Source organism: Streptomyces angustmyceticus (assembly GCF_040701845.1).
Lineage (GTDB): Bacteria > Actinomycetota > Actinomycetes > Streptomycetales > Streptomycetaceae > Streptomyces > Streptomyces angustmyceticus_A.
The window spans coordinates 96092-108830 of sequence record NZ_JBFBHQ010000006.1 but is presented as its reverse complement, the minus strand read 5'-3'; the positions used below and the strand labels follow the sequence as shown (position 1 = coordinate 108830).

Annotated in this window: 9 protein-coding genes and 2 pseudogenes; 9 read left to right on the top strand and 2 right to left on the bottom strand. The window is 69.2% G+C overall.

Features of this window, described 5'->3' with window-relative positions:
• Window positions 1-162: 162 nt before the first annotated feature.
• From AB0411_RS16035 to AB0411_RS16020, 4 genes are all read left to right on the top strand, one after another.
• Window positions 163-1857, top strand: coding sequence for a chloride channel protein (locus AB0411_RS16035; RefSeq protein WP_366418232.1), 1695 nt, complete (start codon window positions 163-165; stop codon window positions 1855-1857).
• 541 nt (window positions 1858-2398) lie between these two features.
• Window positions 2399-2908 (top strand): hypothetical protein, encoded by a 510-nt coding sequence (locus AB0411_RS16030; RefSeq protein ID WP_366418231.1) that lies wholly within the window; start codon window positions 2399-2401, stop codon window positions 2906-2908.
• 113 nt (window positions 2909-3021) lie between these two features.
• Complete coding sequence (locus tag AB0411_RS16025) at window positions 3022-4461, top strand: flotillin family protein (protein WP_366417905.1); 1440 nt, start codon at window positions 3022-3024, stop codon at window positions 4459-4461.
• A 146-nt stretch (window positions 4462-4607) separates the two neighbouring features.
• Window positions 4608-5669: a PucR family transcriptional regulator gene (locus AB0411_RS16020; RefSeq protein ID WP_366417904.1), complete on the top strand. Its 1062-nt coding sequence runs from the start codon at window positions 4608-4610 to the stop codon at window positions 5667-5669.
• 147 nt (window positions 5670-5816) lie between these two features.
• On the opposite strand, the pseudogene AB0411_RS16015 reads toward AB0411_RS16020, so the two are convergent.
• A pseudogene (locus AB0411_RS16015) lies at window positions 5817-6167 on the bottom strand (alanine:cation symporter family protein); the annotation flags it as partial.
• 153 nt (window positions 6168-6320) lie between these two features.
• Between AB0411_RS16015 and AB0411_RS16010 the strand changes: the two are divergent.
• From AB0411_RS16010 to AB0411_RS15995, 4 genes and pseudogenes are all read left to right on the top strand, one after another.
• On the top strand, window positions 6321-7568 hold the full coding sequence (locus AB0411_RS16010) for a cation:proton antiporter (RefSeq protein ID WP_366417903.1): 1248 nt from the start codon (window positions 6321-6323) through the stop codon (window positions 7566-7568).
• 117 nt (window positions 7569-7685) lie between these two features.
• Window positions 7686-8984 (top strand): ArsB/NhaD family transporter, encoded by a 1299-nt coding sequence (locus AB0411_RS16005; protein ID WP_366417902.1) that lies wholly within the window; start codon window positions 7686-7688, stop codon window positions 8982-8984.
• Window positions 8985-9242: 258 nt separating this feature from the next.
• Window positions 9243-10033, top strand: a pseudogene (locus tag AB0411_RS16000) (Tn3 family transposase).
• A 32-nt stretch (window positions 10034-10065) separates the two neighbouring features.
• Complete coding sequence (locus AB0411_RS15995) at window positions 10066-10332, top strand: Tn3 family transposase (protein ID WP_366417900.1); 267 nt, start codon at window positions 10066-10068, stop codon at window positions 10330-10332.
• A gap of 10 nt (window positions 10333-10342) precedes the next feature.
• Here AB0411_RS15995 and AB0411_RS15990 read toward each other — a convergent pair whose 3' ends face one another.
• The gene (locus AB0411_RS15990; protein WP_366417898.1) at window positions 10343-10756 is read right to left on the bottom strand and encodes a MerR family transcriptional regulator; all 414 of its coding nucleotides are present in this window, start codon (window positions 10754-10756) and stop codon (window positions 10343-10345) included.
• A 410-nt stretch (window positions 10757-11166) separates the two neighbouring features.
• On the opposite strand from AB0411_RS15990, the gene AB0411_RS15985 reads away from it, so the two are divergent.
• Complete coding sequence (locus AB0411_RS15985) at window positions 11167-12672, top strand: SulP family inorganic anion transporter (protein WP_366417897.1); 1506 nt, start codon at window positions 11167-11169, stop codon at window positions 12670-12672.
• Window positions 12673-12739: the final 67 nt, after the last annotated feature.

Here is a 12739-nt window from a genome sequence, read left to right as displayed (position 1 = left end):
GACAACTTTTGCATAATGCAAAGAGACCATAGGCCAGGACGAGAGGACGACATGAGCGGGACAGGCACCACGGATGCCGTCAGCACCAGCACTCGGGGCACCGTCGTGGAAACGCGACCCCCGTCACCCGCGGCGCGCGTGCGCAATGCTCCGTGGGGCCTTCTGGCGCTCGCGGTGACGGTAGGTGCGGGGGCCGGTCTCGGCTCCATCGCCTTCCGCTGGCTGATCGTGACCTTCACCCACCTCTTCTCCGGTCACGCCGACTACGCGGGCGCGGGCCGGGAGGCGAATCCGCACGTTCCGGGGCTGGGGCCGTTCTTCGTCGTGCTGGCGCCAGTGGTCGGGGGCCTGCTGTACGGGCCGTTGGTCGACCGGTTCGCCAAAGAAGCGCGTGGGCACGGGGTGCCGGAGGTGATGCTGGCGGTCGCCCAGCGCGGCGGCCGGATCAACCCGCAGGTCTCTGTCGTCAAGGCGCTCGCCTCGGCGCTGTGCATCGGTTCGGGCGGTTCGGTCGGCCGTGAGGGCCCCATCGTCCAGATAGGCTCCGCCCTCGGCTCCACTCTGGGCCGGGTGGTCAAGATTTCCGAGGACCGGATGCGGCTGCTGGTCGCCTGCGGCGCGGCCGGCGGCATAGCCGCCACCTTCAACGCCCCTCTCGCCGGCGTCTTCTTCTCGATGGAGCTGATACTCGGCGCCTTCAGCGTCGAGGCGTTCGGTGCCACCGTCCTGTCCAGCGTCACCGCGAGCATCATCGGCCGGGCCGCCTTCGGCGACACCGCGTTCCTCACGCTGCCGGCGTTCCATGTCGAACACCTCGGCCAGTACGGCCTGTTCGCCGTGCTCGGTGTGCTCGCGGGTGCCGTGGGCGTCGGCTTCACCCGGATCCTGTACTGGATCGAGGACGCCTGTGACTGGGCCTGGCGCGGCCCCGAATGGCTCCGCCCGGCCGTGGGCGGGCTGCTGCTGGGCGTGGTGCTGCTGGTGCTGCCGGAGATGTACGGCGTGGGCTATCCCGTGCTTGAGAAGGCTGCCCATGGCGGGTACCTGGCCGGCTTCTTGCTGCTCCTGCTCGTCGGCAAGATCCTCGCCACCAGCCTGACCATCGGCATCGGCGGTTCCGGTGGCGTCTTCGCCCCCAGCCTCTTCATCGGCGCCATGCTCGGCGCCGCGTACGGCGCCACCACCCACCAGCTGCTCCCGTCCACCGCAGGCGCCGTCGGCGCCTATGCCCTGGTCGGCATGGGAGCCGTCTTCGCCGGCGCCTCCCGCGCGCCCATCACCGCCGTCGTGATCCTCTTCGAGCTCACCGGCCAGTACTCGATCATCCTGCCGCTGATGCTCGCCATCGTCCTGGCCACCCTCACCAGCCGGCTGCTCTCCCGCGACACCGTCTACACCCTCAAGCTGCGCCGCCGGGGCATCGACCTGAACGCCCCCGCCCCGGGAGCCGCGATCGGCTCGCAGACCGTGGAGGAAGTCATGGAGCCCCTCCCCGAACCCTTGTCGGCAACCGCCGAACTCGCAGAAGCGGGAGATCTGTTGGTCCGGTCCGATCACGGAGCACTGCCGGTTATGGACACCGAAGGGCGCTACCTGGGCACACTCACCGCCCGGTCCGTGGCCGAAGCGCTCGCCGAACGGCCCGGCGGCGACTGTGAACCGCCGGCCCTCGCGGCCGACCTCGCCGAACCGACCGCTCCCCTCACCACCGACATGGCGCTGGCCACAGCCCTGCACGCCCTCGTCACCGCACCCGGGACCGGCCTGCCCGTTCTCGCCCCCGGAGAGGACCGGCTGGTCGGCTGGCTCACCCACCAAAGCGCCCTGCGTGCGCTCCACGCGCCCGTCTCCACCTGACGCAACTGCCGGCCTCATCGGCACACTCGGACGGCGGGCGACCACGACGGCAAGGTCGCAGCCTTCGTCGAAGGCTGCGCTCCCGGCCTCACCTTGCCAATCGACACACGGACCGCACTCCAGCGGGAGCACTCCGGCTTCGACCGCTCCGCGGTGCGGTGCTCGCCGGGGAGTCCTGCTCAGCCGCCACGGAACCCAGCTTCCAGAAGTCCCGAACCTCCGGCCGGGGAATTCCCCCCGGAATAAGAGGGTCAGGAGGCGGCGAGAGGGACGGGGTGCTAGCCCACGAGCCCCGCCTGTCGGCTGGTTTTGAGCATCGTTGCCTCAATCCAGCCCGTTGCCTCATGCAAAGGTTAGCCGTCAACGTGCCGTGCCGGACCGCGCGGGCACGCCGGACGACCGTGCGTGCCGAACCCGGGTGATGCGAGGCGGCATTAAGGACGCGTAAAGATTGCCGGAAACCGGCAATGTATCCACTCGGCCATACGTGCGACGCTCCTTCCTGTCCAAGCGATTCGGGAGAACGGGGAGGGTGTCCAAGGTGACCTGGTTTCTTGGTCTCGGCATAGCAGGCATCGTGCTGCTCGTGCTCTCGCTGGTCTTTGACGGTTTCCTCGAAGGGGCCTTCGGGGGAGCCCTGGACGGGCTCTTCGACGGTCTGCTGTCACTTCCGGTGATTGCAGGTTTCCTGTCGATGTTCGGTTTCAGCAGCGCGATCTTGCTGGGCGGCACCGGCCTCGATGCCGGTGCCGCGGCGGGAATCGGCGTGCTCGCCGGTGCCGCCGCGGGCTGGCTCGCGTGGACGTTCAGCCGGATGCTGATGCGCGATCAGACCGATGCCACTCCGCGCCAAGAGGACCTGACCGGCACGGCGGGATCGGTGGTGACCGCCATTCCGCTCGACGGCTACGGCGAAGTGCTGCTTCGTCTCGGGGGCCATCCCGTGAAGCTGGCAGCCAAGAGCGCGGTTCCCGTGGCCCGCGGTGCCGAGATCTGGGTGGAGGCGCCGCTCTCGTCCACCTCGGTGGCCGTCCGGCCCGTCGAGCGCTGACCGGCACCGCCTCTCACCCCACCTCCTCAACAGGTGACCGGAGCCATCACCGGCCACCGAAAACAGACCACCACTCGATCTGCCGACCCCTGGGAAGGCAGGGGGGATCCGATATGAGTCCAGTCATCGCCGCCGTCGTCGGAGTCGTCGTACTCCTCGTCCTGCTCGCCCTCGTCGTCATCACCCGCTACAAGGTGGCGGGGCCCAACGAGGCGTTCATCATCACCGGACGGCGCGGCAAGAAATCCATCGACCCGGAGACCGGGCAGGTCAGCATCGACAACAGCGGCCAGAAGGTCGTGGTCGGTGGCGGGGTCTTCGTGGTCCCGTTCGTCCAGCAGAAGTTCTCCCTCGACCTGTCCAGCCGGCACATCCCGGTCGCCGTCCGGGGTGCCGTCACCCTGCGCGGGGTGAAGGCCAACCTCGAAGGCGTCGCGATCGTGAAGGTCGGCGGCAGCGAGGACGCGATCCGGGCTGCGGCCCAGCGCTTCCTGCAGCAACAGGACGGCATCGTCGGCTTCACCCAGGAAGTGCTCTCCGGCGCGCTGCGCGCCATCGTCGGCCGGATGTCCGTCGAGGACATCATCCGCGATCGGGCCGCCTTCGCCGGGCAGGTCGCGGAGGAGGCCGAGGCAAGCCTGTCCGGGCAGGGGCTGATTCTGGATGCCTTCCAGATCCAGGACATCACCACCGAGGGCTCCTACCTGGAGGACCTGGGCCGGCCCGAGGCCGCCCGGGCCCGCCAGGAGGCCGACATCGCCGAGGCCAACGCGAAGCGCGCCTCGGAGCAGGCCCGGCTCAAGGCGGCCGAGGAGATCGCCATCGCCGAGCGGACGTTCAATCTGAAGCAGGCCGAGATCCGGGTCGAGACCGAAGCCGCCGCGGCTCAGGCCAATGCGGCGGGCCCGCTCGCCGAGGCAGCACGTCAGCAGGAGATCCTCTCCGAGCAGGAGAAGGTCGCCGAGCGGCAGGCAGCACTGACCGACCGGGAGCTGGACACCAAGGTCCGCAAGCCCGCCGACGCCGCCCGCTACCAGGCCGAACAGGAGGCCGAGGCCCGGCGCGTCGCCCGGGTCAAGGAGGCAGAGGCGGAGGCCCAGCGCGCCCGGCTGACCGGTGAAGGTGAGAAGCTGCACCGTGCGGCGCTCGCCGAGGCGGTACGGATCGAGGGCGAGGCCGACGCGGCAGCGATCGCGGCGAAGGGCTCGGCGGAGGCCGAAGCGATGCAGAAGAAGGCCGACGCATTCGCGCAGTACGGCGACGCGGCCATGCTCCAGATGCTGGTCGAGGCGCTGCCGCAGGTCGTCGCCAAGGCGTCCGAACCGCTCAGCGCCGTGGACAAGATGACCGTGATCTCCACGGACGGCGCGAGCCAGCTGTCCCGTACGGTCGCCGACAACGTCGCCCAGGGCATGGAACTGCTCAGCTCCACCACGGGCGTCGACCTCGCCGAGATGCTCAAGGGCATCGCTCAGCGTGGCACAGCCGCGAAGCCCCAGGCATCCGTCCCCGAGCGGGCCGCTGCCAACGGGAAGATCCCGATCACCGACTAACCATCCAACAGGGGAAGGCAGGTGCCCGCCGACAGCTTGCCGTCGGCGGGCACCTGCCTGTCCTCGTAAAGGGCTCCGCATCGGCGCTGAGCCTCTCCGGCCTGTGTGCTAAGAAAGCGCAAGCAATACGCCAAGGGGTGGGACAAGTGGAACGGCGGGAGATACCCGAGGATTTCCTGGACGGATACGACCGGATCCTCGACGAAGTGGCACGGACCGGGCGCCTCCTGAACCGTGACGAACTCGCCTCGCGGCGTACGGCTGGGGAGCAGGCGGCCGAGACGGGCCACAGCTTGCGCTCCCTGATCAACAGCCACCTCACGGTAACCCGCGCCGCCTGGCCACGCCATGCGTCTGCTCACGCCGACAGTGCCCTCGCCGCCGTCGCACAGGTCGTCGATGCCCTCTCCGAAGGCTTTGAGCGCGCCCAGCATCTCGCCGTACGCCAAGAAGAGGCCGAACGCCGCGAATTCATCGACGACCTGCTCCACGGAAGCGCCGATCTGGGGCGTCTGGCCGAACGGGCCGAGCGCTTCGGCCTGCGCTTCTCCCATGCCCACGCCGTCGCCGTGGCCGAGGGCACTGCCGCCTACTCCGAGACCGACCCCGTCGCACGGCGCGTGGAGCTCGCCCTCCTGGGGCGCTTCGGCGACCGCCGGATACTGCTCACCACCAAGGACGGCCGTCTGATCTGCATCGCGCCCGGGGACCAGACGGACGTCCTGACCTCCTTCGCCAAGCAGGCCCACGCTGCCACGGACGGAGGCCGGGTCGCGGTGGGCCGTACCCACCCCGGCGCCAGCGGCGTCGTCCAGTCCTACCAAGAGGCCCTGAACGCCCTCGGACTGGCGGAGCGCATGGACCTCGACGATCCGGTCCTCCACGCCGCGGACCTCCTCGTCTACCCCGTTCTCACCCGGGACCGCGAGGCCATGGCGGACCTCGTACGCAGCGCCCTCGGCCCGCTCCGACAGGCCCGCGGCGGCGCCGAACCGCTCCTGGAGACGCTGACCGCGTACTTCGACTCGGGATGCGTATCGGCGGAAGCTGCCAGGCGCCTGTCTTTGAGCGTCCGGGCACTGACCTACCGCCTGGGCCGCATTCACCAGCTCACCGGCTCCAACCCGGCCGACCCCGTGCACCGCTATACCCTTCACACCGCGGTCATCGGCGCACGCCTGCTCGACTGGCCGGCGAAGGAGCTGTAGACGGGACGGCCACCGCGTGCACGGCGCCGTGACCGGCGAGGGCCCCTATGTGCACATGCACCTGCCGATACACAAGTGGGCGGGGCCCGTACACGCAAGGCGCGAGCGTATACGGACCCCACTTGAGGAGCCGGGCCGCAAGGGCGGTCAGACGGTGGTCTTCACCGGCTCCTGGTCTTCGTCGGCCCCGTCGGTTTCACCGGCCTTGCGGGCGCGGACGTACTCCAGGAAGGAGTTCAGCTCGCGCTTGTCGACCGGGGCGAGGAGGTAGAGGCCGATGATGTTGATGACAGCCAGCATGAAGAGCACGGCGTCGGCCATGTCGATGAGTGTCTGGAGGGTCAGCAGCGAGCCTGCGACGGCGAACAGGGTGTAGACGACCTTGTAGGTGAGCTGGCCGGCCTTGCTGCGGCCGAAGAGGTACGACCATGCATTGAGGCCGTAGTAGCCCCAGGTCAGCACCGTCGAGATGGCGAAGAGCAGCACCTCGACGGTCAACGACGGGTGCCGGGCTCCGGCAACAATGTCGCGCCACGGATGCGCGCTAGAGACCTGTCAATATCGCGTAAAGAGCAGGTATGGTTCCTCGCGGTGTGCCGGGAAGTCTGGTCGGCGAGTTGGAGAGAGCTCTCTTACCGATCGGGGACACCCATGGTGCTCGTTGCCGTTTTCGGAGTCGCGCTGCTCGTCGCGGTGCTGCTCTCCGGGCTCGCCGCCCGTACGGTCCTGTCCACCTCGTTGCTCTTCCTCGTCAGCGGCGCACTGGTCAGCGACGGCTTCCTCGGCCTGATCCACATCACCCCGGACAGCGAGATCGTCTCGGTCACCGCGGACCTCGCCCTGTTCGCCGTGCTGTTCACCGACGGGATGCACGTCTCCTTCCCGAAGCTGCGCGAGAACTGGAAGAACCCGGCCCGGGCGCTGGGCCTCGGCATGCCGCTCGCCTTCCTCGGCACGGCCCTGGTCACGCACTGCCTGGTGGGCCTGGACTGGATGATGTCATTCCTGGTCGGAGCGGTGCTCGCGCCCACCGACCCGGTGTTCGCCTCGGCGATCGTCGGGCGCAAGGAAGTCCCCGTCAGGCTCCGGCAGTTGCTGAATGTGGAAAGCGGCATCAACGACGGCCTCGCCCTGCCCCTCGTCCTCGTCCTGATCGCGGCGGCCGGTCCCACGGCCGGCCACGCGGACGCGTCGCTCGCGACCATCGGGCTGGAGCTGTGCCTCGGGCTGGCCCTCGGCGTCCTGCTGCCTCTGTTCGTCACCCGCCTCGTGCGTTTCCGGCTGCTCGGCTCCGAGCCGAAGCTGCAACCACTGCTGCCGCTGGCCATCGGGATCGTCCTGTACGGGCTGTGCCACCTCACCCACGCCAACCCCTACCTCGCAGCCTTCTCCGCCGGTGCCGCTCTCACCGCGGCGTCGCCTGCAGCGAAGTCGGCGTTCGAGCCGCTCGGCGAAGTGCTGGCCGAACTGGCCAAATTCGCCGCACTGCTGGTCTTCGGCGCCCTGCTCACCCCACAGCTCTTCGGCGACCTGTCCCTCGGCGGCTACGTCGCCGTCGTCCTGGCGATCGTCCTCATCCGGCCTGCCTCGCTGCTGCTGTCGCTCATCGGGACGCGATTCGACCGCCGGGAGAAGCTGGTCGCCGCCTGGTTCGGGCCGAAGGGCTTCGCGTCCGTCGTCTACGGCCTGCTGGTGCTGCAGTCCGGCATCCCGCAGGGCCACGAGGCGTACACCCTCATTGCGGTCTGCATCGCGGCCTCGATCATGGCCCACAGCAGCACGGACGTCCCGATCGCCCGCCTCTTCCACGTCGAGGACCTCACCGGCATCCCGGCCGAGCGCGACCAGGACGAAGCAGCAACGCCCCACAGCAAGGAGACCGGCCATGTCCCCGCATGACCTCTCCGCTCCCTGCCCCGCCGCCTCGACCGCGGGCAACGCCAGCGCGGCCCAACGCGGAACCCCCGCAGGCGGCAACGCTCATGGCCGCTCGACGGAACGACTCATCGGAGAACAATGAACGACTGGCAGAGCTGGGCCGCGATCGTCGTCTTCGTCGGCGCATACGCCCTGATCATCACCGAAAAGATCCACCGGGTGGCGGCGGCCCTCGGCGGCGCCGGCCTGATGCTGGCGATCGGGGCGACCGACGACACATCGGCCTTCTACTCCGAGCACAGCGGCATCGACTGGAACGTCATCTTCCTGCTGATGGGCATGATGATGATCGTCGGCGTGCTGAAGAAGACCGGCTTGTTCGAGTACCTGGCCATCTGGTCCGTGAAGAGAGCGAATGCCAGACCCTTCCGCGTGATGGTCATGCTGATAGTGATCACAGCCGTGGCCTCGGCGCTGCTCGACAACGTCACCACCGTGCTGCTCATCGCCCCCGTCACCCTGCTGGTCTGCGAACGCCTGGCCCTCCCCGTCGCACCGTTCCTGATCGCCGAGGTCCTCGCCTCCAACATCGGCGGCACCGCCACCCTCGTCGGCGACCCGCCGAACATCATCATCGCCAGCCGGGCGGGACTGACCTTCAACGACTTCCTCGTCCACCTCGCTCCGCTGTCCGCCCTGCTGATACTGGCCCTCATCGCGCTGTGCCGGGTGCTGTTCCGCACCTCCTTCCGGTACGACGAGGACCGCGCTGCCGAGGTGATGGAGCTGGAGGAACGCGAGGCGATCCGCGACCCCCGGCTCCTCGTCCAGGGCCTGACCGTCCTCGCTCTGGTCGTCGTCGGCTTCGTCCTGCATCCGGTACTGCACTACGAGCCCAGCATCGTCGCCCTCCTCGGGGCCGGGCTGCTGGTCGCCGTGTCCGCCGCGGAAACCCGCGACGTGCTCAGCGAGGTCGAGTGGCCCACGCTCGCCTTCTTCGCCGGGCTGTTCATCATGATCGGCGGACTCATCGAGACCGGCGTGATCGGCGAGGTTTCCAAGACTCTCGGGCAGGCGATCGGCGGCGACGAACTGGGCGGGGCGATGGTCCTGCTCGGCGGCTCGGGCGTGCTGTCGGGCGTCATCGACAACATCCCCTACGTCGCCACCATGGCGCCCATCACCAGCGATCTCGTCACGGCGGTGGGCGGCTCCGGCGACCACGTCCTGTGGTGGGCCCTCGCCATCGGCGCGGACCTCGGCGGTAACGCCACCGCCATCGGCGCCAGCGCCAACGTCGTCGTCCTCGGCATCGCCGAACGCAACCGCACCCCCATCTCCTTCTGGCAATTCACCAAGTACGGCCTCGTCGTCACCGTCGTCACCGTGGCCATCTCGGCCGCATACGTATGGCTGCGCTACTTCGCCCTGGCCTGACCGATGACCCACTGGGCACAGGCAGCACTCGGATGCGGTGCCGTCGTGGCGGCGCTCCTCATCCGCACCGCACTCGGAGAGATACGTCGGCCGGCCAGGACGGGAACGAACGGGAGCGAGGCTGAGGACGAGGCCCTGTTCCCCCGAAGCTACGGCGAAGCGACAAGGAGCTCTCTGTAGCGGATCAGGGGTGGGCTTTCGAAGTCTTTGGTCTTCTGGGCTCACTGGGGGGCCGTGCTCTGCGAGGTTGGTCCGGTCATGACGACCGGGGCGGGAGACCGGGGTGCGGTGCGGCAGGAGTGGGAGCCGGAGGGCCTGATCGAAGTCTGGCCGCTGTTGGAGGAGGACCAGGAGCGGCTGCGGAACACGTCGGGGACGAACCGTTTGGGGTTCGCGCTGTTGCTGAAGTTCTTCGAGGTGGCGGCCCGGTTCCCGGAGGACGCTGGGGAGATCCCGTGGCCGGCGGTCGAGTCGTGCGGGGTGGAGCTGAACCGGGGCCGGTTGGCGGAGGCGGTGGTGGCCCGCTGCCGCAAGGACCGGTTGGAGCCACCGGCCCCAGGGCAGATCGCCCGGCTGGTGGGCAAGGCGGTCAGCACCTTCGAGTGGCGATTCTGCGCGGCCACCGTGGGCGGCTGTCGGCGGCGACCCGTTCCCGGCTGGACGACCTGTTCGCCGAGGACGCCGGCGCGGACGCGGACGCGGACAGCGCGGGCGGCGGGGGCACGAGCTCAACAAGGAGCTCAAGCGGGTCCGCGGCAACTGGTGCGGCTGGTCGACGCCACCTTCGCCGCCCGCGACGCCGCATGGTGGGGCGAGGGCACCGCCTGCGCGAGAGACTCCAAGAAGTTCGTCTCCTGGTCGTCGAACTTCATGACCGAGTGGCACCAGCGGTACCGCGGCCCGGCGTGATGGCCTACTGGCACGTCGAGAAAAAATCGCTATGCGTGTACGGGCGGTTCAAGTCCTGCTCGGCCTCCGAGGTCGCCGCGATGATCGAGGGCGTGCTGCGGCACTGCACGGACGTGGAGACGGTAAGGACGGTGACCTGACCGGCTCCGACAAGGAGTCCCAGGAGGTCTCGATGCTGGCGCTGCACCTGCTCCGGTCCGCGTTGGTGCACGTCAACACCTTGCTGCTCCAGGACATCCTGAGCGAGGAAAAGCGGCAGAAGCGGCTCACCGACGCCGACCGGCGGGCCCTGTCCCCGCTGTTCTGGACCCACGTGAACCCCTACGGCCGGTTCGAGCTGGACGTGAACAGCCGCCTTCAGCTGGATCTCACCGCGGCAGCCACGGCCGTGCCGGGGCCGCGCAGCGGGCAGGACGAGGCGGCACCGGCCGGGAGATGAGGCTGCGGTGCTAGACGGGGGCGACCGGAGCGCTCTGCTCCAGGCGGGCGCCCAGCGTGTCGGCGAAGTCCTCGGCGCGGGCCAGCTGGATGCGCAGTTTCTCCACCTGCTCGGCGGCGGCCTGCCGGTAGGCCCGCACCCGCTCCAGCAACTCCTCGCGCTCGGCGGCGTCGAGCGCGTCGCCGCTGTCCAGGCAGTCGGTGGCGTCCAACAGGTCGCGCATCTGCTCCAGAGTGAAGCCCAGCGGCTTCATCCGGCGGATGACCATGAGCCGGGCGACGTCGGTCTCGGTGTAGAGGCGGAACCCGCCCTGGGAGCGGGCGGACGGGATCACCAGGCCGGTCTCCTCGTAGTGCCGGATGGTGCGCAGGGACAGCTCCGTCCGCGCGGCGACCTCACCGATCTGCATGTGCTTGCCGTCCACGCCGCTGTCCTGGCCCTTCCCGTCGTAGCGAGCCGCGTCCCGTACGACCCTCCGACCTCTACTCTAACGTTAGGGTAGAGTTGCGGGTGGTGAGGGCGGCCCGGCCGTCCCGCCGTTGCCGTTCCGGGGCCGATGGCGCCCCCAGCGAAGATCCGATTGTTGCAGGAGAGAGCGTGCGTGAGCCCATGACGCCGATCGCCGCCGCCTGCCCGCCGTGAGGCTTCGCCCCTGGAGGTGAGCCGGCGGCCGCCCGTGCGCGCCGCCCCGCCTTGCGTCCCTCCCCTCTGCGACTTCCGGCCCGCCCTGCGGGTCGTCCGCGGGGTGCCGGCCCGGCCCCTGCGCGTCCTTCCCGCACGCCCCGGCCAGCCCGCCTGTGGGGTGTGCCCGAGCACGACAGGTGCGCATCTCCCTTGTCTTCTGCTGCAGCGACTCCCGCCGCGCGCCTGCGCGGCCTCAAGCCCGACTGGCTGAACGATCCGAAGGTCTGGCGCACCGAGGTCCTGGCCGGCCTGGTCGTCGCCCTCGCGCTGATCCCCGAGGCGATCTCGTTCTCGATCATCGCCGGGGTCGACCCCGCGATCGGCCTGTTTGCCTCGTTCACCATGGCCGTCACGGTCTCCATCGTCGGCGGCCGACGGGCGATGATCTCCGCCGCCACGGGTGCCGTCGCCCTCGTCATCGCCCCCATGAACCGCGAACACGGGCTGGGCTACCTGGTCGCCACTGTCATCCTGGCCGGCGTCTTCCAGGTGATCCTCGGTGCGGTCGGCGTGGCCAAGCTCATGCGGTTCGTACCCCGGTCGGTGATGACGGGCTTCGTCAACGCGCTCGCCATCATGATCTTCATGGCGCAGGTGCCGGAGATGCACGATGTCCCGTGGGCGGTGTATCCGCTGATCATCGGCGGGCTCGCGCTGATGGTGTTCTTCCCGAAGGTCACCAAGGTGATCCCGGCCCCACTGGTCTCCATCATCATCCTGACCGTGATCACGGTCGCGGCCGGCATCGCGGTGCCCACCGTCGGCGACAAGGGCGCCCTGCCGTCCTCCCTGCCCGTCCCCGGCCTGCCGGACGTGCCGTTCACGATGGACACCCTGACCACCATCGCCCCCTACGCGCTCGCCATGGCGCTGGTCGGCCTGATGGAGTCACTGATGACGGCCAAGCTGGTCGACGACATCACCGACACCCACTCCTCCAAGACCCGCGAGTCCATCGGCCAGGGCATCGCCAACATCGTCACCGGCTTCTTCGGCGGCATGGGCGGCTGCGCCATGATCGGCCAGACAATGATCAACGTGAAGGTGTCCGGCGCCCGTACCCGCCTGTCCACGTTCCTGGCGGGCTCGTTCCTGATGGTGCTGTGCATCGCCTTCGGCCCGGTCGTCTCCGACATCCCCATGGCCGCGCTGGTCGCGGTCATGGTCATGGTCGCCTTCGGCACCTTCGACTGGCACTCCATCGCCCCGAAGACGCTCAAGCGGATGCCCGCCGGGGAGATCGTGGTCATGGTCATCACCGTGATCGTCGTGGTCGCCACCTCGAACCTCGCGATCGGCGTCGCCGTCGGCACCATCACCGCCATGGTCATCTTCGCCAAGCGCGTCGCCCACCTCGCCGAGGTCACCACCGTCACCGACCCCGACGGTCACACGGTGGTCTACCGGGTCACGGGTGAACTGTTCTTCGCCTCCTCCAACGACCTCGTCGGCCAGTTCGACTACGCCGGCGACCCCGACAGGGTCGTCATCGACCTGTCGGCCGCCCACGTCTGGGACGCCTCCTCCGTCGCGGCCCTGGACGCCATCGAGACCAAGTACGCCCAGCGCGGCAAGAGCGTGGAGATCACCGGCCTGAACGACCCCAGCGCCGACCTCCACGGCAAGCTCACCGGCGAACTCACCGGCAGCCACTGATCCCCGCGCCGCACACTCACAGCAGAGGACCCCGGCCCCACAGGGCGGGGTCCTCCCGTCTCGTCCC